29 protein-coding genes and 1 pseudogene are annotated in these 23,906 nt (G+C 71.9%); 12 read left to right on the top strand and 18 right to left on the bottom strand.

Annotation, left to right across the window (positions count from 1 at the left end; translation table 11 throughout):
• Nucleotides 1–51 precede the first annotated feature (51 nt).
• From AB0J33_RS09970 to AB0J33_RS09995, 6 genes are all read left to right on the top strand, one after another.
• Nucleotides 52–1,095, top strand: a complete 1,044-nt coding sequence (locus AB0J33_RS09970; protein WP_363611827.1) for a sugar ABC transporter permease — start codon at nucleotides 52–54, stop codon at nucleotides 1,093–1,095.
• Nucleotides 1,092–1,925, top strand: coding sequence for a carbohydrate ABC transporter permease (locus AB0J33_RS09975; protein WP_363611829.1), 834 nt, complete (start codon nucleotides 1,092–1,094; stop codon nucleotides 1,923–1,925). The genes AB0J33_RS09970 and AB0J33_RS09975 overlap by 4 nt, the downstream gene beginning before the upstream one ends.
• Entirely contained in the window at nucleotides 1,922–3,301 is a 1,380-nt protein-coding gene (locus tag AB0J33_RS09980) for a GH1 family beta-glucosidase (RefSeq protein WP_363611831.1), read from the top strand. The genes AB0J33_RS09975 and AB0J33_RS09980 overlap by 4 nt, the downstream gene beginning before the upstream one ends.
• Nucleotides 3,302–3,320: 19 nt before the next feature.
• The gene (locus AB0J33_RS09985; protein ID WP_363611833.1) at nucleotides 3,321–4,328 is read left to right on the top strand and encodes a LacI family DNA-binding transcriptional regulator; all 1,008 of its coding nucleotides are present in this window, start codon (nucleotides 3,321–3,323) and stop codon (nucleotides 4,326–4,328) included.
• Nucleotides 4,329–4,497: 169 nt separating this feature from the next.
• On the top strand, nucleotides 4,498–4,911 hold the full coding sequence (locus AB0J33_RS09990) for a RidA family protein (protein WP_363611835.1): 414 nt from the start codon (nucleotides 4,498–4,500) through the stop codon (nucleotides 4,909–4,911).
• Between the two features lies 1 nt (nucleotide 4,912).
• Nucleotides 4,913–5,809 (top strand): GNAT family N-acetyltransferase, encoded by an 897-nt coding sequence (locus AB0J33_RS09995; protein ID WP_363611837.1) that lies wholly within the window; start codon nucleotides 4,913–4,915, stop codon nucleotides 5,807–5,809.
• Nucleotides 5,810–5,887: 78 nt separating this feature from the next.
• Here the strand turns inward: AB0J33_RS09995 and AB0J33_RS10000 are convergent, their stop codons facing one another.
• Both AB0J33_RS10000 and AB0J33_RS10005 read right to left on the bottom strand, forming a co-directional pair.
• Nucleotides 5,888–6,406: an O-acetyl-ADP-ribose deacetylase gene (locus AB0J33_RS10000; protein ID WP_363611839.1), complete on the bottom strand. Its 519-nt coding sequence runs from the start codon at nucleotides 6,404–6,406 to the stop codon at nucleotides 5,888–5,890.
• Between the two features lies 1 nt (nucleotide 6,407).
• Complete coding sequence (locus tag AB0J33_RS10005; RefSeq protein ID WP_363611841.1) at nucleotides 6,408–7,199, bottom strand: EI24 domain-containing protein; 792 nt, start codon at nucleotides 7,197–7,199, stop codon at nucleotides 6,408–6,410.
• Between the two features lie 68 nt (nucleotides 7,200–7,267).
• Between AB0J33_RS10005 and AB0J33_RS10010 the strand changes: the two genes are divergently transcribed.
• Nucleotides 7,268–8,236, top strand: coding sequence for a YafY family protein (locus AB0J33_RS10010; RefSeq protein ID WP_363611843.1), 969 nt, complete (start codon nucleotides 7,268–7,270; stop codon nucleotides 8,234–8,236).
• On the opposite strand, the pseudogene AB0J33_RS10015 reads toward AB0J33_RS10010, so the two are convergent.
• The 6 genes and pseudogenes from AB0J33_RS10015 to AB0J33_RS10040 form a co-directional block, all read right to left on the bottom strand.
• Nucleotides 8,227–8,875 (bottom strand): annotated as a pseudogene (locus AB0J33_RS10015) (short-chain dehydrogenase). The gene AB0J33_RS10010 and the pseudogene AB0J33_RS10015 overlap by 10 nt on opposite strands.
• Before the next feature lie 55 nt (nucleotides 8,876–8,930).
• Complete coding sequence (locus AB0J33_RS10020; RefSeq protein WP_354972269.1) at nucleotides 8,931–9,668, bottom strand: alanyl-tRNA editing protein; 738 nt, start codon at nucleotides 9,666–9,668, stop codon at nucleotides 8,931–8,933.
• An 11-nt stretch (nucleotides 9,669–9,679) separates the two neighbouring features.
• Complete coding sequence (locus AB0J33_RS10025; protein WP_363611845.1) at nucleotides 9,680–10,567, bottom strand: alpha/beta hydrolase; 888 nt, start codon at nucleotides 10,565–10,567, stop codon at nucleotides 9,680–9,682.
• Nucleotides 10,564–10,878, bottom strand: coding sequence for a DUF2516 family protein (locus tag AB0J33_RS10030; protein WP_030327754.1), 315 nt, complete (start codon nucleotides 10,876–10,878; stop codon nucleotides 10,564–10,566). The genes AB0J33_RS10025 and AB0J33_RS10030 overlap by 4 nt, the downstream gene beginning before the upstream one ends.
• A 71-nt stretch (nucleotides 10,879–10,949) precedes the next feature.
• Nucleotides 10,950–11,585, bottom strand: coding sequence for a hypothetical protein (locus AB0J33_RS10035; RefSeq protein ID WP_363611848.1), 636 nt, complete (start codon nucleotides 11,583–11,585; stop codon nucleotides 10,950–10,952).
• Nucleotides 11,582–12,175 carry a helix-turn-helix transcriptional regulator gene (locus AB0J33_RS10040; protein WP_363611850.1) on the bottom strand — a complete coding sequence of 198 codons (594 nt, stop codon included), beginning with the start codon at nucleotides 12,173–12,175 and terminating at the stop codon, nucleotides 11,582–11,584. Before AB0J33_RS10040 ends, AB0J33_RS10035 begins: the two co-directional genes overlap by 4 nt.
• 112 nt (nucleotides 12,176–12,287) lie before the next feature.
• On the opposite strand from AB0J33_RS10040, the gene AB0J33_RS10045 reads away from it, so the two are divergent.
• The gene (locus tag AB0J33_RS10045; RefSeq protein WP_363611852.1) at nucleotides 12,288–13,085 is read left to right on the top strand and encodes an alpha/beta hydrolase; all 798 of its coding nucleotides are present in this window, start codon (nucleotides 12,288–12,290) and stop codon (nucleotides 13,083–13,085) included.
• 36 nt (nucleotides 13,086–13,121) lie between these two features.
• On the opposite strand, the gene AB0J33_RS10050 is transcribed toward AB0J33_RS10045, so the two are convergent.
• From AB0J33_RS10050 to AB0J33_RS10065, 4 genes are all read right to left on the bottom strand, one after another.
• Entirely contained in the window at nucleotides 13,122–14,081 is a 960-nt protein-coding gene (locus AB0J33_RS10050; RefSeq protein ID WP_363611854.1) for an asparaginase, read from the bottom strand.
• 94 nt (nucleotides 14,082–14,175) lie between these two features.
• On the bottom strand, nucleotides 14,176–15,003 hold the full coding sequence (locus AB0J33_RS10055) for a 3-keto-5-aminohexanoate cleavage protein (protein WP_363611856.1): 828 nt from the start codon (nucleotides 15,001–15,003) through the stop codon (nucleotides 14,176–14,178).
• Between the two features lie 23 nt (nucleotides 15,004–15,026).
• Nucleotides 15,027–16,139 (bottom strand): folate-binding protein, encoded by a 1,113-nt coding sequence (locus AB0J33_RS10060; RefSeq protein ID WP_363611858.1) that lies wholly within the window; start codon nucleotides 16,137–16,139, stop codon nucleotides 15,027–15,029.
• Complete coding sequence (locus AB0J33_RS10065) at nucleotides 16,136–16,540, bottom strand: Fur family transcriptional regulator (RefSeq protein ID WP_363612370.1); 405 nt, start codon at nucleotides 16,538–16,540, stop codon at nucleotides 16,136–16,138. Before AB0J33_RS10065 ends, AB0J33_RS10060 begins: the two co-directional genes overlap by 4 nt.
• Before the next feature lie 95 nt (nucleotides 16,541–16,635).
• Between AB0J33_RS10065 and AB0J33_RS10070 the strand changes: the two genes are divergently transcribed.
• The gene (locus AB0J33_RS10070) at nucleotides 16,636–17,514 is read left to right on the top strand and encodes an aminotransferase class IV (protein ID WP_363611860.1); all 879 of its coding nucleotides are present in this window, start codon (nucleotides 16,636–16,638) and stop codon (nucleotides 17,512–17,514) included.
• Here AB0J33_RS10070 and AB0J33_RS10075 read toward each other — a convergent pair whose 3' ends face one another.
• Both AB0J33_RS10075 and mtfM read right to left on the bottom strand, forming a co-directional pair.
• Nucleotides 17,515–18,102, bottom strand: a complete 588-nt coding sequence (locus AB0J33_RS10075) for an FABP family protein (protein WP_363612372.1) — start codon at nucleotides 18,100–18,102, stop codon at nucleotides 17,515–17,517. It lies immediately after the preceding gene.
• Between the two features lie 8 nt (nucleotides 18,103–18,110).
• A complete protein-coding gene (gene mtfM, locus AB0J33_RS10080) occupies nucleotides 18,111–18,215 on the bottom strand; it encodes a small membrane protein MtfM (RefSeq protein WP_030327764.1) in 105 nt (34 codons plus the stop codon).
• 12 nt (nucleotides 18,216–18,227) lie between these two features.
• On the opposite strand from mtfM, the gene AB0J33_RS10085 reads away from it, so the two are divergent.
• From AB0J33_RS10085 to AB0J33_RS10095, 3 genes are all read left to right on the top strand, one after another.
• A complete protein-coding gene (locus AB0J33_RS10085; protein ID WP_363611862.1) occupies nucleotides 18,228–18,602 on the top strand; it encodes a DsrE family protein in 375 nt (124 codons plus the stop codon).
• Nucleotides 18,603–18,681: 79 nt separating this feature from the next.
• Nucleotides 18,682–19,062 carry an SCP2 sterol-binding domain-containing protein gene (locus tag AB0J33_RS10090; protein WP_363611864.1) on the top strand — a complete coding sequence of 127 codons (381 nt, stop codon included), beginning with the start codon at nucleotides 18,682–18,684 and terminating at the stop codon, nucleotides 19,060–19,062.
• Nucleotides 19,059–21,113 (top strand): glycogen debranching N-terminal domain-containing protein, encoded by a 2,055-nt coding sequence (locus tag AB0J33_RS10095; protein ID WP_363611866.1) that lies wholly within the window; start codon nucleotides 19,059–19,061, stop codon nucleotides 21,111–21,113. Before AB0J33_RS10090 ends, AB0J33_RS10095 begins: the two co-directional genes overlap by 4 nt.
• Nucleotides 21,114–21,132: 19 nt before the next feature.
• Here the strand turns inward: AB0J33_RS10095 and AB0J33_RS10100 are convergent, their stop codons facing one another.
• The 4 genes from AB0J33_RS10100 to AB0J33_RS10115 all read right to left on the bottom strand — a co-directional run bounded on the left by AB0J33_RS10100 (nucleotide 21,133) and on the right by AB0J33_RS10115 (nucleotide 23,853).
• A complete protein-coding gene (locus tag AB0J33_RS10100; protein WP_363611868.1) occupies nucleotides 21,133–21,996 on the bottom strand; it encodes a hypothetical protein in 864 nt (287 codons plus the stop codon).
• A 47-nt stretch (nucleotides 21,997–22,043) separates the two neighbouring features.
• Nucleotides 22,044–22,502, bottom strand: coding sequence for a winged helix-turn-helix domain-containing protein (locus tag AB0J33_RS10105; RefSeq protein ID WP_363612374.1), 459 nt, complete (start codon nucleotides 22,500–22,502; stop codon nucleotides 22,044–22,046).
• A gap of 179 nt (nucleotides 22,503–22,681) precedes the next feature.
• Nucleotides 22,682–23,002 carry a DUF1416 domain-containing protein gene (locus AB0J33_RS10110; RefSeq protein WP_130405043.1) on the bottom strand — a complete coding sequence of 107 codons (321 nt, stop codon included), beginning with the start codon at nucleotides 23,000–23,002 and terminating at the stop codon, nucleotides 22,682–22,684.
• Between the two features lie 2 nt (nucleotides 23,003–23,004).
• Entirely contained in the window at nucleotides 23,005–23,853 is an 849-nt protein-coding gene (locus tag AB0J33_RS10115; protein WP_363611870.1) for a sulfurtransferase, read from the bottom strand.
• Between the last annotated feature and the right edge of the window lie 53 nt (nucleotides 23,854–23,906).

Below are 23,906 nucleotides of genomic sequence, written 5' to 3' on the forward strand. Positions count from 1 at the left end.
CGGGCTCCGAGGACCGGAGTCCGCCCGCACCGCGGAAAGGAGTCCCCGGGCATGACCGTCCAGCTCGACGCCCGCCCGCCGGTCGTACCGGCACCCCAGCGCACACCGGGTCGGTTCAGCCGGCTCGACACCCGCCTCTCGCCGTACCTCTACATCGCCCCGTTCTTCCTGCTCTTCGCGGTCTTCGGGGTCTACCCGCTGGCGTACACCTTCTGGGTCTCGCTGCACGACTGGGACCTGCTCGGGGTCGACCATCCCTTCGTCGGGGCGGACAACTACACCCGGCTGCTGGCCGACGCCGACTTCTGGCACGCGCTGGTCAACACCCTGGGGATCTTCGTCATCTCGACCGTGCCGCAGTTGCTGGCCGCGCTGTGGCTGGCCAATCTGCTCAACCGGGGCCTGCGGGCCCGCACCGGCTGGCGGATGGCGGTGCTCGTCCCCAACGTCACGTCCACCGCCGCGGTGGCGATCGTGTTCGGGGTGATCTTCGGCCGCGAGTTCGGCATGATCAACTGGTTACTGGACCTGGTCGGGGTGGACGCGATCGGCTGGAAGTCCAACCGGTTCGCCTCCTGGGTGGCGATCTCCGCGATGGTCGACTGGCGGTGGACCGGCTACAACGCGCTGATCCTCCTGGCCGCGATGCAGGCCATCCCCCGCGACCTCTACGAGTCGGCGTCCATCGACGGCGCCAACCGGGCCCGGCAGTTCTGGTCGATCACCGTGCCACTTCTCAAACCGACGATCATCTTCTGCGCCATCATCGCCACCATCGGTGGCCTCCAGCTCTTCACCGAGCCTCGACTGTTCCACTCCGGCACCAACCCGATCCGGGGCGGACCGATGCGCGAGTCGCAGACGCTGACCATGTACATGTTCGAGAACGCCTTCGCGCCGCACTACAACTTCGGGTACGGCTCGGCCGTGGCCTGGCTGCTCTTCGCGCTCATCGCGATCGTGGCGGCCGTCAACGTGCTGCTCCTGCGCCGTCTCGGCGGCTCAGAGCGCCCGACGAAGGGAACGAGCGGCGCGGAGCGCCCGCGGAAGGGAACGAGCGGCGCGGAGCGCCCGCAGAAGGGAACGGCGCGATGAGCCGACTCTGGCGGGCCAGCCCGCTCACCTACCTCGCCCTGGTCGTCGCCGCCGGCCTGTCGGTCTTTCCGATCTGGTGGATGTTCGTGGTGGCCAGCCGATCCAGCGACGCGATGGGGCAACTGCCACCACCGATGACGCCCGGCGGCAACCTGGGCGCCAACATCGCCCGGCTGTTCGACAACACCGACGCGTACTTCCTGACCGGTCTGATCAATTCGACTATCGTCGCCGGCACGGTCACCGTGTCCGTGGTGTTCTTCTCCAGCCTGGCCGGCTTCGCCTTCGCCAAGCTGCGGTTCCGGGGCCGCAACGCCCTGCTGCTCGTCATCATCGCGACCATGATGGTGCCGACCCAGCTCGGCGTGATCCCGCTCTACCTGCTGATGACCCGGTTGCAGTGGAACGACCGGCTGCCCGCGGTCATCGTGCCGGCCCTGGTCACCGGGTTCGGGGTGTTCATGATGCGGCAGTACGCCGGCCAGGCGGTCAGCGACGAGCTGATCGAGGCCGCCCGGATGGACGGCTGTGGCACCGCCCGGATCTGGTGGCACGTGGTGCTGCCCGCGCTGCGTCCCGCCGCCGCCGTCCTCGGCCTACTCACGTTCATGACCACCTGGAACGACTTCCTCTGGCCGTACGCTGTGCTGAACGACCCGGCGAATCCAACCGTGCAGCTGTCCCTACGAGCACTGTCGGACGGGTATTACCAGGACATGTCGCAGGTGTTTACCGGCACCGCCATCGCGACGCTGCCCCTGCTACTGGTCTTCGTGCTGTTCGGCCGGCAGATCATCGGCGGAATCATGGAAGGTGCGGTCAAGGCGTGAACGAGATCCGTTTTCCCGAGAACTTCCTCTGGGGGGCGGCCACCGCCGCCTACCAGATCGAGGGCGCCGCCCGCGACGACGGTCGCGGTCCGTCCATCTGGGACACCTTCAGCCGTACGCCGGGCAAGGTGTACCAGGGTCACACCGGCGACGTCGCCTGCGACCACTACCACCGGTACGCCGACGACGTGGCGCTGATGGCCGAGCTGGGGCTGCGGACGTACCGCTTCTCGGTCGCCTGGCCCCGGATCCAACCCGACGGCACCGGCCCCGCCAACCCGCGTGGGCTGGACTTCTACGACCGGCTCACCGACACGCTGCTCGACCGGGGCATCGACCCGATCGTCACCCTCTACCACTGGGACCTGCCGCAGGCACTGGGTGACCGGGGCGGCTGGACCAACCGGGACACCGCCGAACACTTCGCCACCTACGCCACGGCGGTGTACGCCCGTCTCGGCGACCGGATCGACGTGTGGACCACGCTCAACGAGCCGTGGTGCTCGGCGTACCTCGGTTACGGAAACGGCGTGCACGCGCCGGGCGAGCAGGATCCGGCGGCGGCCTTCACCGCCGTACACCATCTGCTGTTGGGGCACGGCCTGGCGGCACGGGCGTTGCGGGCGGCCGGCGCGCGCAGCGTGGGCATCACCGTCAACCCGGCCGACGTGCGCCCGGCCGACCCGCAGAGCGCGGCGGACGCCGCCGCGGTCCGCCTGGTCGACGGCCTGCACAACCGGATCTTCCTCGACCCGCTGCTTGCCGGCGGTTACCCGGACGACGTCCGCGAGCACGTGGCCCGGATCGTCGAGCCGACCTTCATCCGGGACGGCGACGAGAAGCTGATCGCCGCCCCGATCGACCTGCTCGGCATCAACTACTACGCCCCGAGTTACGTGGCCGGTCGGCCCGACGGCGCGGGCAACGGCGCGTATCCGGGCACCGAGGGCGCGGTGCACTTCCTGCCGCCGGCCGGGCCGCTCACCGACATGGGTTGGATGATCGAGCCGGCCGGGCTGACCCGGCTGCTGGAGCGGATCGCCACCGACTATCCCGGAGTACCGCTGCTGATCACCGAGAACGGGGCGGCGTTTCCCGACAAGCCGGGCGCCGACGCGCCCGACGGGCCGGCGCAGGTGATCGACGCGGATCGCATCGCCTACCTCGACGGGCACCTCCGCGCGGCGCACGAGGCGATCTCCCGGGGCGTGGACCTGCGCGGTTATCTCGTATGGTCATTCCTGGACAACTTCGAGTGGGCGGAGGGTTACCGCAAGCGGTTCGGGATCGTGCACGTCGACTACCTGACCCAGCGGCGCACACCGAAGGCCAGTGCCCGGTGGTACCAGGAGGTGATCTCCCGGAACGGGCTGTGACGAGCGGGGGGAAGGCGCGATGACGACGGCGCAGCGGCCGACGCTCGAAGCGGTGGCGGCGCGGGCCGGGGTGTCCCGCGCCACCGTGTCCCGCGTGGTCAACGGCTCCACCACCGTCGCCGAGCCGATCCGCGAGGCGGTCACCCGGGCGGTCGCCGAGCTGGGGTACGTCCCCAACCTCGCCGCCCGCAGCCTGGTCACCCAGCGCACCGACTCGATCGCCCTGGTCATGCCGGAGGCGGCCACCCGGGTCTTCTCCGACGACCAGGTCTTCCCCGGCATCATCCGCGGCGTCAGCCAGGAGTTGGAGGCGGCCGACAAGCAACTGGTGCTGATGCTCGCCGGCTCGCCGGCCGGGCACCACCGGGTCGAGCGGTACACCACCGGTCGGCACGTCGACGGCGTGCTCTTCGCGTCGCTGCACGGCGCCGACCCGCTGCCCGGCACGCTGGCCCGACTCGGCATCCCGGTGGTGGTCAGCGGCCGGCCGCTCGGTGACGTGCCCGTCCCGTACGTCGATGTGGACCACGTGGCCGGGGTGACCGCCGCCGTCCGACACATGATCGACAGCGGTCGTCGGCGGATCGCCACCATCGCCGGGCCACAGGACATGGTCGCCGGCATCGAACGACTCAGTGGCTACCGCAGCACGGTCGCCGACGCGGGCCTGCCCGAGCTGATCGCCATCGGCGACTTCACCCGGGAGTCCGGGTCCGCCGCGATGCGTCGCCTGCTCACCGAGCATCCCGACCTCGACGGCGTCTTCGCCGCCTCCGACCTGATGGCACACGCCGCTTTACGTACGCTGCGCGAGGCCGGTCGGCGGGTGCCGGAGGACGTGGCGGTGGTCGGCTTCGACGACATCGAGACCGCCGCCTACACCGAGCCGCCACTGACCACCGTCCGGCAGCCGATCGTGGAACTCGGCCGTCAGATGACCCGGCAGCTCCTCCGGCTGGCCGCCGGGGAGACGATCGAACCGGTCGTCATGCTCCCCACCGAGCTGATTCGGCGCGACTCCGCCTGACCCACGGCCCACGCCCACCCCGCCGCGCCCCAAGATCCGCGCAACTTCAAGGAAATAGTGGCCTCCGAGCGGTGGGAAGCCACTATTTCCTTGAAGTTGCTGCCTGGGGCCCGTCGAGCGGGATGTTAATGCGTCGCTCCGGCGGGCGATCATCGTTAGCCTCGCCGGCATGCCCGAACCCGTCGCGTTGCTGCACGTCCCCGCCCTCTCCGACGTCGCCGAGTACGCCTACGCGGCCACCGTCGACGCACCCGCCCGATTGGTGTTCACCGCCGGGGCGTGCCCGCTGGACGCCGAGGGGCGCACCGTCGCGCCCGGTGACCATGCGGCGCAGGCCCGGCAGGTGATGACGAACCTGACGACCGCGCTCGACGCGGCCGGCGCGCGGCTGACCGACGTCGTCAAGACCACCGTCTACGTGGCGTCGTCGCAGCAGAAGGACCTGGTGACGACCTGGGAGGTGGTGCGGGACTTCTTCGGCGACCACGATCCGCCCAGCACCCTGCTCGGGGTGGCCGTGCTCGGCTACACCGACCAGCTCGTCGAGGTCGAGGCGGTCGCCGCCGTACGGATGGGGGCCTGACATGCGGATCCGGGAGGCGCAGCCGGACGACGCCCCGGGCCTGGTGGCCCTACGGGCGATTGTCTACCCGTACCTGGTACGCGGGATCGAGTCGACCCGGAAGATGATCGCCGAACCCCCGCCCGGGGAGGGCTGGACCGCGTTCGTGGCCGAGGTCGACGACCGGGTGGTCGGCTGGGTGTCCGCCGAGCGCATCGGCGCGACGTCGACGGCGAACTTCGGTGGCGTCAACCTGCTGCACGTGCACCCGGAGCACCGGCGGCGCGGAATCGGTAGCGAGCTGCTGACGGCCGCTACCGACCACCTCCGCACGTTGGGAACCCGCCGGTTGCGTGCCGTGGCCCAGGAGGACTCGCTGCCGTTCGCCCGCCGACATGGCTACGAGCCCAGCCGCGAGCTGCGCTACTCGGCGCTCGATCTGAACCCGGCACCCGCGCTGCCGGAACCGCCTCCGGGCGTACGGCTGCGCCCGATCGCCGACCTGGACCCGCAGCTGCTGTTCGCGGCGGACCTGGCTTCGGTCGTTGACGAACCGAGCGACGTGCCGCTCGACACGAAAAGCTACGAGAGCTGGCAGTACGACGTGTGGGACAACCTCGGCCTGGACAAGACGGCCAGCACCGCCGCCGAGATCGATGGCGAGGTGGCCGCGTTCAGCCTGGTCAAGCGGGACGGGGACCGGATGTGGTCGGACTACACCGGCACCATCCCGGCCTACCGTGGGCAGGGACTGGCCCGGCTGGCCAAGACGGCGGCGCTGCACCGGGCCGCCGCGAACGGCGTACGCGTCGCGTACACCTCGAACGACGAGGCGAACGCCCCGATGCTCGCGATCAACACCCGGCTGGGCTACCGCCCGGTGGCGGCCGAATGGTCCTGCCTGGCCGACCTGACCTGACCTGCCCGGCGTCGTGCTGGTGCGCGGATGACGCCCGTCGGCACGGTGCCACTCCGGTAAGCGATGCCGCAACCGCCATCACACCGTCAAGCGCTGGACCCGGCGGGCGGTGGCGTGGGTGTCGGCGCCGAAGAGGACCAGGCGCGCCTCGGTGACGGTTGACGGGGTGGCCGCGCGCAGCACCGCCAGCGCCTGGCGGACCGCGTCGTCGAGCGGCCAGCCGTAGATGCCGGCGGAGATCAGTGGAAACGCCACGGTGGTCGCGCCCAGCTCGTCGGCGACGGCGAGACTGTTGGTGTAGCAGTCGCGCAGCAGCGCCGACCGGTCCGCGCTGTCCGACCAGACCGGGCCGACGGTATGGATCACCCAGCGGGCCGGTAGCTCCCCGGCCGTGGTCGCCACCGCCTGGCCGGTGGGCAGCCCGTCCGGATAGCGGGACGCCCGCAGCGCCCGACACTCCTCCAGGATGGCTGGCCCGCCACGCCGGTGGATGGCGCCGTCGACTCCGCCGCCGCCGAGCAGGGACGAGTTCGCGGCGTTCACGATGGCGTCCACTTGCTGGGCGGTGATGTCCCCCTCGACCAGGGCGATGTCCATGTCAGCTCCCCTCGATCGACTGGCCCAACGAGCGACGGGCCAGCAGGGTCGCCCCGGCGACCGCGGCCGGCATGATCAGCACGGCGCCGAGCGGGATCAGGAAGCAGAGGAACACGGCCACGCCGAAGCCGAGCGCGGTGGGGCGGTCGGCCTTGAGGATCGTCCGGCGCTGCGGCAGCCGCATCCCACGTCGGTAGAACGGCGCGCCGACCAGCTCCACGGCCAGGAACCAGCCGCCGACCGCCGCCCCGATCACCGGGACGACCGTCTGGCCGACCACCGGGATGAAGCCGGCGAGGAAGAGCGGAATCCCGACCAGCGCGGTCAGCGCCACCAGCCGTACCGAGTCGGCGAGGCTGCGCCGCAGCGACGACCAGAACGGCACGTCCACCGCGCCCGGCGTGCCGCCGTACCGCTGCTCCACCTGCTCGGAAATCTTCTCGTAGAACGGGTCGCCGATCACCAGGGTGACCGCGGTGAAGGTGAGCACGCCGAGCAGGCCGCCGAGCCCCAGGAAGGCCAACCCTGCGATCACCCGGACCAGGCTGCGGCCGGTGCTCGACCAGTCGTCGGCGAACGGGGTGACCAGCGCGGCGAGATCGTCCACGAAGTACACGAGCGCGGCGAGCGCGGCCAGGAAGAGCACGCCGGAGATCAGCGCCGGCACGATGCCGAGCAGCATCAACCCCGGGCTGCGGACGTAGAGGCCCAGCCCGCGCAGGAGCAGCCCGGCTCCGGCGAGGAAGCGTCCGACGACCCCGGTCACCGGGCTGGCGATTCTGCTGGCATCCACGATCGAGCAGCCTAACCAGCCGTGATCGAATCCGCCGGACGGCGGGCGGCACCGGGCAGGATGGGCGGGTGCGCGCGTCCCGACTGATCTCGTTGTTGTTGCTGTTGCAGGCGCGCGGGTCGATGACCGCGAGCGAGCTGGCCCGGGAGCTGGAGGTTTCCGAGCGGACCGTCTACCGGGACGTGCTGGCGCTCTCCGCCGCCGGTGTGCCGGTCTACGCCGACCGGGGCCGGGCCGGCGGTTACCGCCTGCTCGGCGGCTACCGCACCCGGCTGACCGGGCTGACCCGGGACGAGGCGGAGGCGCTGTTCCTCGCCGGGCTACCCGGCCCGGCCGGTGACATGGGGCTCGCCGACGCGGTCGCGTCCGCCGAGCTGAAGGTGCTCGCCGCGCTGCCACCCGCCCTGCGCGACGCGCCGGCCCGTACCGGGCAGCGGTTCCATTTGGACGTGCCAGGCTGGTTCCGGGAGACCGCGGCACCGCTCTGGCTGCCCGAGCTGGCCCGCGCGGTGTGGGGAGACCGGGTGGTGGAGCTGCGCTACCGACGCGGCGACCGGGAGGTGACCCGCCGGGTCCAGCCGTACGGCCTGGTGCTCAAGAGCGGGGTCTGGTATCTGGTCGGTCGGGTCGGCGAGGATGTGCGCACCTACCGGGTGGACCGGGTCACCGGGGTCGAGCTGGGCGACGAGCACTTCGACCGCGACGAGGGCTTCGACCTGGCCGGGCACTGGCGCGAGCAGGCCGGGTCGTTCCTTCGGACCATGCTGCGGGCCGAGGTCACCGTCCGGCTGAGCCCCGCCGGCCTGCGCCAGCTCCGGCACCTGGTCGATGCCCCCTTCGTGTACGACGAACTGCTCGCCGCCGCCGGAGAACCCGACCGACAGGGTTGGGTGGTGACCCGGCTGCCCGTCGAGTCGGTCCAGGTGGCGTACCACCAACTGCTGGGGCTCGGCCCCGAGGTGGAGGTCCTCGACCCACCCGAGCTGCGGCAGTTGTTCGCGGCGAGCGCCGACCGGCTCTCCGCGCTCTACCGGTAGCCGGTCACGTCCGCCGGCTTGCCCGCGTCCACCACCTCGGTGATGTAGCGGAAGCCCTCGGGCTGGCTGCCGTCCAGGTCGGTGAACCCGTACACCTTGGACAGCGTGCCGGCATCGACGGACCTGCCGCTCCAGCGGACCTTGTCCTCGTCGGCGGCCAGCGCGGCCACCGCGCGACCGACGAAGGCCGGGGTCTCCGAGATGAGGAAGTTCGGGTCGGTGGCAGCGCCGTCGCGCCAGTTCTCCTCGGTCACGCCGAAGTGTTCAAGCATCGCCTCGGAACGGATCCAGCCGGGGGTGAGCGCCACCGCCGTGCAACCGTGCGGCTTCAGCTCGTGCGCCTGGCTGAAGGCGAGCCGGTTGACCGAGACCTTGGCCAGGTCGTAGAAGACCGACAGCCGGTAGTTCTCGTCGTTGTACGCCTTGGTGCCGTCGCCCCAGATGTCGTTGATTAGCACGTCGAGTTGGCCCTGCTCGGCGTCGATCCGGGCGACCAGGTCGCGGACCTGCTCGGGCACCAGGTGATCGACCTGGACGGCGATGCCGGTGCCGCCGGCGGCGCTGAACAGCGATCTGCCGGCCGGCACCACGGGTGGCACCGGCGACGAGCGCGATCTTCCCTGCGAGCGGTTGTGTCATGCCTGCGACGTTGTCAGGAATACCTGACAACCGACGTCCGAATTCGTCAGCCGGCCTAATCCACCAGTCGGACCCGGACCCGGCGGTTGGCCCGGCCCTTGCTCTCCACCTTGACCACCTGCACCTTGCCGATCTGGGCGGTGGAGGCGACGTGGGTGCCACCGTCGGCCTGCACGTCCAGCCCGACGATGTCGACGATCCGGACCTCCTGCTCGTCCGGCGGGATGAGGTTGGACTGGGTACGGATGATGTCCGGCAGGGCCAGCGCCTCGGTGCGCGGCAGCACCCGGGTGGCGACCGAACGGTCGGCGGCCACCTCGGCGTTGACCAGCTCCTCGATGCGGGCCTTGAAGTCCGGGGGCACCTCGGGGAGGTTGAAGTCCATCCGGGCCTCGCCCGGCTCCATCGAGTTTCCCGTGACCAGCGCGCCGAAGTCGCGGAACACCACGCCGCAGAGCACGTGCAGGCCGGAGTGGGTGCGCATCAACCGGGTGCGGCGCTCGTCCTCGACCGCGCCGACGACCTCGGTGCCGACCGGCGGCAGCGGGTCACCCTCGGCGGGGATCAGGTACGGGTCGTCGCCCTTGCGGGTGCCCACGATCCGGGTCTGCACGCCCTGCCAGAGCAGCACGCCGTGGTCGGGTGGCTGACCCCCACCGCCCGGGTAGAACGCGGAACGATCGAGCACGATGCCCTGCTCCGGGTCGGCGTGCAGGACCGTGCACGTCCATTCGCGCAGGGTCGGGTCGGCAAGGTCGAGCCGGTGCGTCCGGCCATGCTGTGTGACGCCCATGACAGGGCAGGCTACTCGTTCAGGAAGCCGGAGATACGGTCCCGCAGGTCGGCGCGTTCCGACCAGAGCACTCCGGGCCGGTCGTACAGGTGCAGGGTGGCCTGGGGCAGCGCGACGGCGAGCCGTTCGGCGACCTCGACCGGATGCAGGTCGTCGCCCGCGCAGCCGATCACCAGCGCTGGCGCGGTGACCGCCGACAGATCACTGAGCTGGCGCAGCGGGGTCTGGTCCGCGAGCGCGGCCAGGCCGTCGGCCAGACCGTCGCGGAGCAGTTGGTCGAGCCGTTGCCGCAGGTACGCCCAGCCAGCCGGGGTGTTGCGCACCGCCGGGGGCAGCTCCAGGGTGACCACGTCGGCGACCGCCGAGGCGTCCCCGCTCTCCACCGCCTCCAGCAGGTCGGTGATGCGTTCCGAGGCCACCGGGCCGCGTGGCTCGTCGAGGACCGCCGGTAGGAAGAAGACCAGCCTGTCGAAACGCTCCGGGCTCTCGGCGAGGAGCCGGCAGAGGGCACCGGCGCCGAGACTCGCGCCGAACGCCCGGCTGGCACCCCCGAGATCGGCGATGGCCCGCAGATCCCGGGCCAGGTCCAGGTAGTCCCACGGACCGTCCGGAGCCTCGGAACGGCCGTGCCCGCGGAACTGGAAGAACACCTTGCGGCCGTTCACCCCACTGCCGAACGGGCGGGTGGTGGCGATGCCGTTGCCCAGCCCGTGCGCGAAGACGGTGACCGGATCACCGGTGCCGGTGACCAGCCGCTCCAGCCGTACGCCGTGCGGGGTGGTGACCAGCTCGGTCTCCGGCTCCGGCAGCGCCGGGCGGCCGGTACGCGGCCCACCCGGACCGGGCCCCCAGCTGCGGGGCCCGCTGTCGGGTGGGGGCGGCCAGCGAAAACCTCTCACCAGAACCCTTTGCCGTCGCTCAGGTCGCGCAGACCGACCCGGACGTCGAGCAGGTAGATGAGCGCGGCGGCGATGCCGATCAGTCCGAAGAGGCTGATCGGACCGAAACCGAGCAGGGTGAGCACCAGGCAGACCGCCAGGATGGCGATCCAGCCGCCCTTGGGCAGCGTCCCGATGGCGGGAAAGGCGTCGGAGCGCTGCGTGACAGCGTGCACCAGCGCGACACCCTGGATGATCAGCGCGAAGACGAGCAGGATCAGCTCGATCACGTAGCGGACTTCGAACGCGAAGATCGGCGCGGCGTTGGCCATGTCGGCAAGTTTATGTCCACGACCCCGGCTACGTCCGACAAGGACGCCGCCGGGGTCGTCGATGCGACGAGCTACTCGCCGGCCGGGCTGGTCCGCTTGGTGGCCCGGGGAAGCTTCGCCGACGGGGTCTCGGCCGGCTTGGCGGCCTTCGGCGCGCGGGCGACCTTCTTGACGGCGGTCGGCTTGGTCTCGGCGATCTCGGCCACGTCGGCCGGGGTCGGCACGTCGGCGGAAGCCGGGGCGGTGGCGGTGGTGGCCGCCGCGGTGGTGGCCGGCGCACCGCCCTGAGTGGCCTCGATGTCGGCGTTGACCGTGTCGGCGGCCTCCAGGACACCGGCGCCGACGACCCGCTCACCGCGGGCCACCAGCGCACCGTAGGCGGCGAACGCGCGCTCCTGGGCGGCCTGGGCGCCCGCCACCACCAGGGCGGCGTTGCGGGTCGCGGCGGCGCGCAGCTTGTCGATGTCGGCCACCTCGCGCAGCTTCGCCAGGTCGGCGGTCTCGTTGGCGGTACGCAGCGTCTCGGTGGCCTTCTGCTTCAACTCGAAGCCGGTCAGCACGGCCCGGCCACCCAGGTCGGCGACGACCCGGGTGCTGAGCACGCCGACCACGGCCGGGAGCTTGCGCAGCTGCTCGATGGCCAGCTCACCGGCGCCGGCGGCGGCGTAGATCGGGGCGGGGATGCGGTTGGTCTTCGGCTCGCTCATGACGTCTCCTCTTCGGCCGCCTCGGCGGCCTTCTTCTTCTGGGGAATGTTGCTGCTGCTGCCCGGGGCGGGGGCGGTGCCCGCCTCGGTGACGGCGACCGACTCGAGCACGGCTTCGGTCGGGGTGCCGCCCACGGTGGTGGGGCCGGTGGCGGCCACATTGGCCAGGTCGGCGGCCTGGCTGGCGGGCTCTTCGGCGGGCTGGGCGGGCTGGGCGGGCTGGGCCGCCTCGGCCTGGGCCTCGGCCAGCCGGGTGTTCTCCCGGCGGAACGTCTCGTAGATCTGACTCAGCGACTGCTTCTGCGCCATCGTCAGGTCTGCGTCCACGGCGATGGCGGCGAGCACCCCGTGGCCTTCCTTGTCGTCGAGCAGACCGGCGCGCAGGTACATCGCCGGGGTGGAGACCCGCAGCGCGCTCGCCAGTTGCTGGAGCACCTCGGCGCTGGGCTTGCGCAGGCCGCGTTCGATCTGGCTGAGGTACGGGTTGCTGACCCCCGCCTGCTCGGCGAGCTGCCTCAGCGAAATCTTGGCGTTGCGCCGCAGATCGCGGATGAACCCGCCGACGTCGGGAAGGTCCTTGGGTGTGGCCATGCCAGCGACGTTAACCGGCCGCGCTAGCTCCTGCAAGCAAAACGCTAACCATAGTTAGCAAGGTCTCGACATCCCGTTTGCGCGCCGCTCGCCCGATCCGTACGGTCCGTTCGTGCACAAGATCACAGTCAATGGAGCAAGCATCGCGTACGACGAGGCCGGCACCGGTGCGCCCGTCGTTCTGTTGCACGCCGGCATCGCCGATCGGCGGATGTGGCGGGGACAGGTGCCCGCGCTCGCCGCCCGGCACCGGGTGATCGTTCCGGACCTGCGCGGCTACGGAGACTCGGAGCTGCCCCCGGCGCCGTTCACGCACCACGACGACGTGGTCGGGCTCCTGGACGCGCTGGGCCTGCCCCGGGCCGCCCTGGTCGGCTGCTCCTTCGGTGGGGCGGTCGCCATCGACACCGCGCTGGCCCACCCCGACCGGGTGAGCGCGCTCGCGCTGTTCGACACGGCGGTCTCCGGCAACGAGTGGTCCGACGAGGCCAACGACCTCTGGGACGACCTGGTCGGCGAGGTCGACCCCGACGACTTCGTCGCCGGCGCGGCCGGCGAGGTGCGGTTCTGGGTGGTCGGCCCGCAACGGCAGCCGGCGGACGTCGACCCCGAGCTGGTCGCGTTCGCGCAGGAGATGGATCAGCGGGCCCTCGCCGCCGAGCTGGCGCTCGGCGCGGTCGAGGTGGGAGAGCTGACGCCACCGGCGATCGGACGGCTCGGCGAACTGACGATCCCCGTCCTGGTCACCGCCGGTGCCGCGGACGTACCGGACATCAGTCGGCTCGCCGACCGGATCGCCGCCGAGGTCCCCGGCGCGATCCGACTGCCCGACGTGCCGGACGCCGCGCACCTGCTGCCGCTGGAGCGCCCGGAGCCGGTCAACACCGCGCTGCTCGACTTCCTGGGCTAGCAGGCGCGCCGCGACGGGCCTGACCCCGCGACCGCCTCACCAGAGCGGGCGGACCGCCCCGACCGGGACGCCACCGCCGAAGAGCGGCAGCTCTTCGTACTCGGTCAGCACCGGGGCGTCCACGCCGAGCCGGCGCAGTGCGGAGACCAGCACCGGCATCCGGGCCCGGTCGGCACCGTCGTCGATCTTCAGCGCGACGGCGCCGACCCCCGGGAGCGCCACCGCGATCACGCCCTCGGCGCCGACCTTGGCCAGCAGCCCCGGCACCCCGCGCATCAACCGGGAGTCGTCGGCCCGGGTGCCGCCCACGATCTCCGGGTACGCCCGCATCGCGTCGGCCACCGTGCGCGGCACCGAGCCGGGCTCGGCGTCGACCAACCGGAGGTACGCCCCGGCCAGGCCGGTCAGCGACACCGCGAGCACCGGTGCGCCGCAGCCGTCGACGCCCACCGCCGCCGCCTGCTCGCCGGTGAACTCCTCGATGGTGGCCCGCAACCGCTGCTGCAGCGGGTGCTCCGGCCGCCAGTAGCCGTCCAGCGGCCACCCGGCGGCCTGGCAGGTGAGCAGCATCCCGGTGTGCTTGCCGGAGCAGTTCATCTGCACCCGGCTCGGACCACCACCGGCGCGCAGCACCGCCTCCCGGGCCGCCGCGCCCACCGGCAGGTCGGGCGGGCAGTGCAGCGCCGACGCGTCCAGACCGGCACGTTCCAGCAGCGCACCGACCCGGTCCAGGTGGAATTCCTCGCCCGCGTGACTCGCCGCAACCAGCGCCACGTCGGCCGGGTCGGTCAACGCCAGGCCGGCCCGGAGCATCCCGATCGCCTGCATCGGCTTGCTGGCCGAGCGGGGGAAGACCGGTGAGGTCACGTCCCCGGCGGACGCCACCGCCACACCGGCGGCGTCCAGCACCACCACCGAGCCGCGGTGCGCACCCTCCACGAACCCGGACCGGACCACCTCGGCGAGCGGCGCGCCGCCCTCGTACGTCTTCGTCACGCGCTGGACGGTACCGACGCTGCGGGGGTGCCCGTCGGCGGGGTGACCAGGTGGTCCAGCGCCCGGGTGACAGGAGCGCGGGACGGACCCGGCCTTACAGGCCGAGCAGCTCGCGGGCCTCGGTGGTGGTCAGCGGCGGGCGCTGGGCGAGCTGGGCGAAACCCACCGCGCGGGCGACCAGTTGCATGTTGGACTCCACCGGGCGGCCCTTCGCGTACGTCACGGTGTCTTCCATGCCGACCCGCAGGTGCCCGCCGGTCGACAGCGCGGCCAGCAGCACCGGGAGAGTGCTCCGCCCGACGCCGGTGGCCGAGAAGGTGGTGCCCTCCGGCAGGTCCCGCAGCATCCGGTGGGCCGCGACCAACGTCTCGGTGGTGCCCGGCATACCGCCCGGCACGCCCATCACGAAGTCGACGTGCACGTGCCCGCCTGCCGGCAGCCCGTACCTGCCGAGCAACCGCTGCAACGCGGACAGGTGGCCCAGGTCGAAGATCTCGTACTCCGGCACGATCCCGCGTTCCTGCATCCGGGTGTGCACGTCGACGATGAACTCCCAGCGGTTGAGGAAGACGTCGTCGCCGAAGTTGACAGTGCCCATGGTGCAGGAGGCCATGTCCGGACGAGCGTCGAGCACGGCGAGCCGGGCGGCCTCCGGGTCGGTCACCGCGCCGCCGGAGGAGAGCTGCACGATCAGGTCGGTGCCCTCGCGCAGCGCCGCCACCGTGTCGGCCAGGCGCACCGGGTCGAGCGTCGGCCGGGCCTCGTCGTCGCGGATGTGGACGTGGATCACGGCGGCGCCGAGCGCCTCGCACTCCTTGGCGGTGAGCAGCAACTCGTCGAGGGTCACCGGCAGCGCCGGCACCTCCGCCTTGGCCGACTCAGCGCCGGTCGGGGCCACCGTGATCAACGTCCCTGTCGTCATGCCGGCGATCCTAGACGGCCCGCTCAGGACGGGTCGATCGCCGCCGCGGTCTCGCCGATCAGCAACGCGGCGTCGTCCGGGACGTTCCGCTTGAGCACCGCGAGGGCGACCTGACCCAGCTCGTGGTGCAGCACCGCGGTGCCGACGAAGCCGACCGCCCGGCCGTCCAGGGTCACCGGGGTACCGGCCACCGGCGGCTGGTCGGTGGTCACCCCGTCCAGATGCAGCAGGACGAGGCGACGCGGCGGGCGGCCCATGTTGTGCACCCGGGCCACCGTCTCCTGCCCCCGGTAGCAACCCTTGTCCAGGTGCACCGCCGGGGCGATCAGGTCGACCTCGGCCGGGATGGTCCGGTGGTCGGTGTCCACCCCGACCCGGGGCTGCCGGGCGGCCACCCGGATCGCCTCGTACGCCCACAGCCCCGCGACCGGCACGCCGGCGCCGCGCAGCTCGGCCACCACCTGGTCCATCGCCGACCGGGGGACCAGCAGGTCCACCCCGAGCGGACCACGTCGGGCCCAGCCGCCGACCGGCAGCGGCCGTACGTCGTACCGAACACTCGCCCGAGGTGGCACGGCACCGTGCGCGAACTTCGGACCCGGCACCGCGACCAGGTCCGGTGCCGCCAGCCCGGTCACGCCGAGCGTGCCCAGCGCCTCCGTGGCCGCCGGCCCGACCAGCGACAACAGCGCGCGCTCGGCAGTCGCGTCGCGGGGTTCGACCTTGCTGAAGAAGCGCATCTTCTCCAGGTAGGTCAGCAGGCCCTCGGTCGCCCCCGGCTCGGTGTCCAGCCAGGCGGTCTCGCCGTCCTCCGCGACCATGGCGTGCTGCTCGACGTGACCGTGCGGCGACAGCACCAGCAGCTCGGTGCCCTCGCCGGCCGCGAGCGCGTTCAGGTGCTGCGAGGTGATCGTGTGCAGCCAACCGGCCCGATCCTCCCCGGGCACCGCGATGACCCCTCGATGCGACCGGTCGACGAGGCCGACCTCGGTGTCGAGGGTGCGCTGCTCACGCAGCGGGTCGCCGTAGTGCGCGGCGACCCCCCGCACCCCGGCCGCGACGTGCGCCGGATCCGGCTGGTCACGGCTGGCCTCGTCGATGCTCTCGACGGCCACCGCGCCCGCGATGTCGATCATTTGTCGTCCCCGTTCTCGCAGCGTGCGCAGACGCCGAAGAGTGACACGTGCCCGATGTCCACCCGGAAACCCCGCTGCGCGGCCAACTGGTCGGCGAGCGGGCGGAACAGCTCCGGTTCGATCTCGTCGATCGCGCCGCACTCCCGGCAGACCAGGTGGACGTGTTGGTGCTCACCGGCCGCGTGGTACGTCGGCGAGCCGTGTGAGAGGTGCGTGTGGGTCACCAGGCCGAGCCGTTCCAGCAGCTCCAGCGTGCGATAGATGGTGGTGATGTTGACGCCGGCGGCGACCTCCCGAACCGCGGTGTGCACCTGCTCCGGTGTGGCGTGGCCCAGATCGAGCACCGCCTGGAGGACGAGCTGCCGTTGGGCCGTCAGTCGCAGCCCACGGGCCCGCAGCATTTCCGCGAGGGAGGATTCGGACACCGTCCGATCATAGTTCGGTCACCAGGCTGTTCCCCCCCATCGCGATCGACCCACCGCTACGCTCGACGGTCATGGTGGGGTCGTCGGTCGGGAAGGTCGCGGCCGAGCCGACCGCGCGGATCGCCGTTCTGGGGCGCGGCACGGTGCCACCCGGCGACCCGGTGCTGCGCGGCGACGATCTCGGGGTGCTGCACGGCGACGGCCTCTTCGAGAGCATGCACCTGCGGCGCGGCCGGCCGTGGCTGCGCGACGAACACCTGGCCCGCCTGGCCGCGGCGGCGACCGCCGTCGAGCTGGACCTGCCGCCCACCAGCGCACTGATCGACCTGCTGGACGAGGTGCGGGCTGGCTGGCCGGAGCAGGTGGAGGGGGCACTTCGACTGGTCTGCACGCGAGGGCCGGAGGGCGGCGGCCCGCCGACGGTCTACGCCACGCTGGCCGAGGTGCCGCCGGCCTCCCGGGCGGCCCGACGGGACGGCATCACGGTGGCCACCCTGCCGCTGGGGCTGCCCGCCACCGCCCGCAACGATCTGACCTGGCTGCCGGCCGGCATCAAATCCACGTCGTACGCGGTCAACACCGCCGCCCGTCGCTGGGCCCGTCGCGCCGGCGTGGACGACGTGCTCTGGATCTCCTCAGACGGGTACGCGCTGGAAAGCCCCATCGCCAATGTGGTGTGGCTCACCGGCGACACGCTCTGCACGGTGCCGGCCGCCACCACCGGCATCCTTCCCGGCACGACCGTCGCCTGGCTGCGAGCCCACGCCGCCGAGCTGGGCCTGAGCGCCGCCGAGCGAATGGTCACCCCGGCCGAGCTGCACGCCGCCGACGGCGTCTGGTTCAGCTCGTCGGTGCGCGGGCTCGCCGAGGTCCGGATGCTGGACGGGGTGCGCCGGGACGACTGCCCGCGCACCCCCGCCCTACACGCCCTGCTGGGTTTCCCCGTCTGATCAGCCGCCGACCCGCACGAGCCGGGCCGAGAGGTGCGGGCTGAGCCCGTGCCCCATGGCGGCCATCTCCTGCGCGTAGAGCAGCGCGCCCTCGACGATGCCGAACAGCCGGTGCCCGCCGGTGACCTCCTTGGCGGTCGGCGTCCGGATCACCGCGTCGGTGGCGAACTCGACCTGCGTGCCGGTGCGCTTGCCCAGGTGCAGCTCCATCACCCCGGTCGGGGTGGTGATCAGCGCCTCCAGGTCGTCGGTCGCCCGCCCGTCCACCTGCACCGGCCGCCACCAACCGACCTCGCGACCGGCCGGACGGACCGGCTTGCTCTGCTCGTCGAGGATCCAGGCCCGCGACTCGTAGTGCAGGAACGGTCGGCCGTCGTGGCTGATCCGGATCTCCTGCGCGTAGTCGAAGTCCTCGATGGTGGGGAAGCCACCCTTGCCCCGACCGCGCCACAGGCCGATGTACGGCAGCAGGCCATCCAGCGCGGGGTGCAGCTTCGGCCCGACCCGCAGGTCGTGGCTCTCCTCGAACGGGTACTCCTCGACCGGCGGCGCGTTCAGCCACGGCGGCTGCAGCGGGTTCTCGCTCACTGGGCCACTCACCAGCGTCCTCTCGAAATGCGTACGGCAAGGTAGACCAGGCCACCGGCGAGCCCGCCCAGGCCAGCGACCAGCAGGCTGACAAACCCGATCTCGGTAACCATCCCGACCATCCTATGCTGGGCCACATGGCCCGCAATCTCGTCGTCAAGGCCACCGCGGGGGCGGACGCCCCGGAGCGGTGCGCACAGGCATTCACGGTCGCCGCGACGGCGGTCGCGGCCGGAGTGGACGTCTCGCTCTGGTTGACCGGTGAGTCGACCTGGTTCGCGCTGCCCGGCCGCGCCCAGCAGTTCGACCTGCCGCACTCCGCGCCCCTGGCCGAGTTGCTGCACGTCATCCTGACCAGCGGTCGGGTGACCGCCTGCACCCAGTGCGCGGCCCGACGGGATATCGGCCCGGACGACGTACTCCCCGGGGTCCGGATCGCGGGCGCCGCGGTGTTCGTCGAGGAGGCGTTGGCCGAGGGCGCGCAGGCGCTCGTCTACTGACCGTCCGGCGGCTGCGGGTCGATCCGGGCGGAGTGCCGATACCGACCCGACACCTCGGACAACTGCCTACGATTCGGATGTGACCGAGGCGGCGGAGAGGTTCTTCGAAGCACTGCCGTCGCGTGCCTCCGAGGTCCTGGGCGGCCTGGCCGACGGCACCCTCCAGATCGACCTCGGCGACGACCACCGGACCGAACACTGGCTGGTGCGGATGCGGCCCGGGTCGGTGCAGGTCAGCCGTGAGCGTGGCCCGGCCGACGCCATCTGGTACAGCAGCGCCGCCCTCTTCGACCGACTGATCACCGGCGAGGCTCAGGGGGTCGCGGCGGTGCTGCGCAACGAGAGCACGTTCAGCGGGAACGTGGTGCTCTTCCTGGCCTTCCGCCGGTTCTTTCCGAACCCGCCCGGCACCCGCGACCCTCGCGAAACGGCCCGTCGAGCAGCCGGACGACTGAGGTGAGGGACCTCGTCAGCATTCTGGACGGCAACACCTTCCTGGTCAGTGACCGGCGTGGGGACATCGAACCGTCCTACGACTTCCCCACCGGGCTGTTCTCCTTCGACACCCGCTTCCTGTCCACCTGGGTGCTCACTCTGGACGGCGAACGCCTGCACGCCCTCTCCGTCGACGACGCCGAGTCGTACCGCACCAAGTTCTTCCTCGCCCCCGGGGAACCCACGCACTACCTGGACGCGAAGGCGTCGGTGATCCGCAGCCGGGCGATCGTGGGCAGCTTCGAGGAGGAGCTGACCGTGCTGAACCACCTCGGCGCGGAGGTCGAGTGCACCGTCCGGATCGAGATCGGGGCCGACTTCGCCGACGTGTTCGAGATCAAGAATTCTCGGCAGAAGCGGGGCCGGACCACCGTCACGGTCGCCGAGAACGAGCTGCGGGTGACCTACCGGCGGGAGGCGTTCCACCGGGAGATGGTGGTCCGTAGCACCGCGCCGGCGCAGGTCGACGCCAACGGGATGAGCTTCCGGATCCGGGTGGCCCGCAACGGGTGGTGGACCACCCGACTGCACGTGTCCAGCGTCGTCTACGGGGCCCGCAGCGAGGACATCCGGGCCACCCTCCCGTACGGCGGCAGCCGCAGCGCGGACGCCATCCGAGCCGAACAGCAGGAGCTGATCGACCGGGCGCCGAAGCTCGGCTGCGACTGTGAACCGTTGGCCGGGGCGTACCGGCGCAGCCTCAACGACCTGGCCGCCCTGCGCTACGAGTCGATCGCCCTGGGCGTCCGGCTGATCGCCGCGGGGCTGCCCTGGTTCATGACCCTGTTCGGTCGGGACAGCATCATCACCTCGTTGCAGGTGCTGCCGTTCCTGCCGGAGCTGGTCCCGCCGACCATCCTGATGCTGGCCGGCCTTCAGGGACAGCGGGTGGACGACTTCCGGGACGAGGAACCCGGCAAGATCCTGCACGAGCTGCGGTACGGGGAGACCGCCGGCTTCGAGGAGCAGCCACACTCGCCCTACTACGGGTCGGCCGACTCGACGCCGCTGTTCGTCATCCTGATCGACGAGTACGAACGCTGGACCGGCGACGCCGCCCTGGTGCGTCGGCTGGAGCCGCAGGTCCGCGCGGCGTTGGAGTGGATCGACACCTACGGTGACCTGCTCGGCACCGGCTACCTCTGGTACCAGACCCGGAACCCGGAGAGCGGTCTGCAGAACCAGTGCTGGAAGGACTCCTGGGACGCCATCTCGTACGCCGACGGCCAGCTGCCCGGCTTTCCCCGGGCCACCTGCGAGTTGCAGGGCTACGCGTACGACGCGAAGATCCGGGCCGCCCGGCTGGCCCGGAAGTTCTGGAACGACCCGGAGTACGCCGACCAGCTGGAGCGGGAGGCCGCCGATCTGAAGCGACGGTTCGACCGCGACTTCTGGATCGCCGACCGCGAGCACTACGCGCTCGCGCTGGACGCCGACGGCCGGCAGGTGGACGCGCTGACCTCGAACATCGGCCACCTGCTGTGGAGCGGCATCGTGGACGAGTCCCGCGCCGGCAAGGTCGTCGAGCACCTGCTCGGGCCCCGACTCTTCTCCGGCTGGGGGGTGCGGACGCTCGCCGCGGACGAGGGACGGTACAACCCGATCGGCTACCACGTGGGCACGGTCTGGCCGTTCGACAACTCGATCATCGCCTGGGGGTTGTGGCGGTACGGCTTCCGCAACGAGGCCGGGGTGCTCTGCGACCGGATGCTGGCGGCGTCCCGGTACTTCCAGGGGCGGCTCCCGGAGGCGTTCGCCGGTTACGCCCGGGATCTCACCGACTACCCGGTGGAGTACCCGACCGCGTGCAGCCCACAGGCCTGGTCAACCGGCACGCCGCTGTTGCTGCTGCGGGTGATGCTGGGGTTGGAGCCGCAGGGCGAACACCTGATCATCGACCCGGCCGTGCCGCCGGGGATGGGCCGGGTCGAGCTGCTGGACATCCCCGGCCGGTGGGGCATGGTCGACGCGTTGGGGCGCAGCCGTGGCCCGGACGATCAGCCGGGCGCCGGCTGACCCGAGCGGCCGGCCCGGCTCATTCCGGGCAGCCGACGGTGGCGGCCAGGCGGGTGGCGTCCGGGCCGAGCTCGGCCAGCACCGTGACGCCGCCGGCGCGGTACGCGTACACCGGGGGTTGTTCCAGCAGTGGGGCGTTGCCGGCCAGCGGGGCGAGGGCGGCCGTCGAGGCCGCCGGGCCGGCATCGTTCGCGGACCGCGCGGTACGGGCGAGCCCTCCGCCCGGACAGGGCGCGGTGACCAGCTCCGGCGCGGCGTCACCCGGCCGGCCGAGCGCCCGCAGCGCGGCGGTCAGCGCGGCGGCCTCCGGGCCGGCAGCCGCGGGCGGGGCCGGCGGGTAACCGGCGCCGACCGGCCGGCAACCGGTGTCCACGACCAGTCGCACCCGGCCGTCGACGGTTGGCCGCCCCTCGACGGCCACGAATTCGCCCGCGTCGGCGCGCAGCTCGGGGCCGTCCACCCCGGGCCCGACCCCGGCGCGCCAGCTCGCCGGCAGCCGCTCGGCGATGCCGGCCAGCACGGCCTGCTCGTCACCGGTGGGCGCGAGCACGCCGACCTCGCGCCGCAGCCTCGCGCCGTCTTCGAGCGGGGTGACCCGACAGCCGGTCGCGATCCGCGCCGGGCCCAACTCCAGCAGACCGGCTGCGCCGACGGCGCGGGCCAGCTCTCCGACTGCCCGGTCGACCACCGGGGCGGCCTGGTCGAGGGAGCGCTGTTCGCGGACGGTCGGCGGGTCGTCGCGGACCGATGTCCAGGTGAGCACGGCCAGCAACACCGCCCAGGCCACGGTCGCGACCAGCAGCCAACGCCGCCGCGACCGGGCCGGCGCCGGCGCGCCGGGGCCGGCCGAGGAGGCCCGACCCGTCTGCACAGCACCGCTCACCCGGTCATGGTGTCACGCGTCCGCCGCCGGTCCGGCGGCGGAGGCGCTCAGGTCGACCGGGGCGGTGGATCGAGCCGGTAGCCGACCCCCTGGACGGTGTGCACCTGCGGCCCGCCCGGGAGATCGCGGAGCTTGCGCCGGAGTTGCTTGATGGCGGAGTGCACGATCGCGCTGCCCCGGTACGGGCCGCTCCACACTGCGGCGAAAAGCTGTTCGTAGCTCCACACCACCGGCGGCGGGCCGATGAGCAGGGCGAGCAGTTCCCGTTCGGTGGGGGTGAGCGGGATCGGGTCGCCGCGCCAGGTGACCTGGTGTCCGGCCCGGTCGACGACCAGCTCACCCCACCTGGCCGGCCCCTGCGGCACTGCGAGCGGGGGGACCGCGGTGACGGCCGGCGCCGGGCCCGCCGACGATGACAGCAGCTCGCGCAGCTCGGTCAGGTCGGCGCAGCTGAGCACCGGGGCGAGCCCGTCGAGTTGGCGCAGCACCCGCTCCCGCATCGACAGGTCCGTGCTCACGCAGACGACGATGGGGACCTCTTCGTCGGACACGCCACTTTCATCCCTCAATTCCACCCGTAGATAGTGACGTATGCCGATGGATTTCGGGGGCCCGACGGCGGTGCGCCGACGACCGGGCCGGTCACCCCGCGAGGGTGACCGGCCCGGTCGATCAGAGCAGTGGGTCAGGCGACGGTGACGGCAACCTCGTTGACGCCTCGGCCGGCAGTGACGGCGGTGTCGCCGTTGCCGTGCCGGGACAACGCCCGCAGCGTCCAGGAGCCCGGCGCGGCGAAGAACCGGAACTGACCGGCGGCCGAGGTCACCACCTCGGCGGTGAACTCACCGGTCGAGTCGAGCAGTCGGACGTACGCGCCCGGGACCGGCTCGGCCTCGGCGGAGCGGACGATGCCGGTGATGACGGTTTCCTTCTCCAGATCCAGGCTGGCCGGCAGCGGCGCGGCCTGGTCGGGTGCGGCGCAACCCGCGGCGATGGGCAGAGTCATGATCAGGCCTCCCCGGGTTCGTCGCCGAGCGCGACCGGCACACCGACCAGCGAGCCGTACTCGGTCCAGGAGCCGTCGTAGTTCTTGACGTTGCGGTGCCCCAGCAGCTCCTGCAGGACGAACCAGGTGTGCGACGAGCGCTCACCGATCCGGCAGTACGCGATGGTCTCCTTGCCGTCGTCGAGCCCCGCGTCGCCGTAGATCTTGCGCAGCTCGTCGTCGGACCGGAAGGTGCCGTCCTCGTTGGCCGCCTTGGACCACGGCACGCTGATCGCGGTGGGGATGTGGCCGGCCCGCTGCGCCTGCTCCTGCGGCAGGTGGGCGGGGGCGAGCAGGCGACCGGCGAACTCGTCGGGGCTGCGCACGTCGACCAGGTTCTTGGTGCCGATCGCGGCGACGACCTCGTCGCGGAACGCCCGGATGGACGTGTCCGGCTCCTGCGCCACGTACTTCGTCGCCGGGCGGGACACCTGGTCGGTGACGAGCGGGCGGGCGTCCAGCTCCCACTTCTTACGGCCGCCGTCGAGCAGCTTCACGTCGCGGTGGCCGTAGAGCTTGAAGTACCAGTAGGCGTACGCGGCGAACCAGTTGTTGTTGCCGCCGTACAGGATGACGGTGTCGTCGTTGCTGATGCCGCGCTCGGAGAGCAGCGCCTCGAACTGGGACTTGTTGACGAAGTCCCGGCGGACCTGGTCCTGCAGGTCGGTCTTCCAGTCAATCTTGATGGCGCCGGCGATGTGGCCGGTGTCGTAGGCCGAGGTGTCCTCGTCGACCTCGACGAAGACGACGCCCGGGACGTCGAGGTTCTTCTCGGCCCACTCGGCCGAAACGAGTGCGGTGTCGCGACTCATCGAATCACTCCCTGGTGAGGATGGATGGTGAGCCAACGCGCGCGAATCGATGG

The organism is Micromonospora sp. NPDC049645 (genome assembly GCF_040675155.1).
Classification (GTDB): domain Bacteria; phylum Actinomycetota; class Actinomycetes; order Mycobacteriales; family Micromonosporaceae; genus Micromonospora.

Excerpts from the sequence above, each read along its gene's own strand:
- mtfM (WP_030327764.1), bottom strand. The coding sequence starts at position 18,215 with ATGGTTACCGAGATCGGGTTTGTCAGCCTGCTGGTCGCTGGCCTGGGC.
- AB0J33_RS09975 (WP_363611829.1), top strand. The coding sequence starts at position 1,092 with ATGAGCCGACTCTGGCGGGCCAGCCCGCTCACCTACCTCGCCCTGGTC.
- AB0J33_RS10110 (WP_130405043.1), bottom strand. The coding sequence starts at position 23,002 with ATGACTCTGCCCATCGCCGCGGGTTGCGCCGCACCCGACCAGGCCGCG.
- AB0J33_RS10085 (WP_363611862.1), top strand. The coding sequence starts at position 18,228 with ATGCTGGGCCACATGGCCCGCAATCTCGTCGTCAAGGCCACCGCGGGG.
- AB0J33_RS10115 (WP_363611870.1), bottom strand. The coding sequence starts at position 23,853 with ATGAGTCGCGACACCGCACTCGTTTCGGCCGAGTGGGCCGAGAAGAAC.
- AB0J33_RS10040 (WP_363611850.1), bottom strand. The coding sequence starts at position 12,175 with ATGGCCACACCCAAGGACCTTCCCGACGTCGGCGGGTTCATCCGCGAT.
- AB0J33_RS10030 (WP_030327754.1), bottom strand. The coding sequence starts at position 10,878 with ATGGCCAACGCCGCGCCGATCTTCGCGTTCGAAGTCCGCTACGTGATC.
- AB0J33_RS10000 (WP_363611839.1), bottom strand. The coding sequence starts at position 6,406 with ATGGACATCGCCCTGGTCGAGGGGGACATCACCGCCCAGCAAGTGGAC.
- AB0J33_RS09985 (WP_363611833.1), top strand. The coding sequence starts at position 3,321 with ATGACGACGGCGCAGCGGCCGACGCTCGAAGCGGTGGCGGCGCGGGCC.
- AB0J33_RS09970 (WP_363611827.1), top strand. The coding sequence starts at position 52 with ATGACCGTCCAGCTCGACGCCCGCCCGCCGGTCGTACCGGCACCCCAG.
- AB0J33_RS10065 (WP_363612370.1), bottom strand. The coding sequence starts at position 16,540 with ATGCTGCGGGCCCGTGGGCTGCGACTGACGGCCCAACGGCAGCTCGTC.
- AB0J33_RS09990 (WP_363611835.1), top strand. The coding sequence starts at position 4,498 with ATGCCCGAACCCGTCGCGTTGCTGCACGTCCCCGCCCTCTCCGACGTC.
- AB0J33_RS10060 (WP_363611858.1), bottom strand. The coding sequence starts at position 16,139 with ATGATCGACATCGCGGGCGCGGTGGCCGTCGAGAGCATCGACGAGGCC.
- AB0J33_RS10035 (WP_363611848.1), bottom strand. The coding sequence starts at position 11,585 with ATGAGCGAGCCGAAGACCAACCGCATCCCCGCCCCGATCTACGCCGCC.
- AB0J33_RS10020 (WP_354972269.1), bottom strand. The coding sequence starts at position 9,668 with ATGGGCGTCACACAGCATGGCCGGACGCACCGGCTCGACCTTGCCGAC.
- AB0J33_RS10070 (WP_363611860.1), top strand. The coding sequence starts at position 16,636 with ATGGTGGGGTCGTCGGTCGGGAAGGTCGCGGCCGAGCCGACCGCGCGG.
- AB0J33_RS10055 (WP_363611856.1), bottom strand. The coding sequence starts at position 15,003 with ATGACGACAGGGACGTTGATCACGGTGGCCCCGACCGGCGCTGAGTCG.
- AB0J33_RS09995 (WP_363611837.1), top strand. The coding sequence starts at position 4,913 with ATGCGGATCCGGGAGGCGCAGCCGGACGACGCCCCGGGCCTGGTGGCC.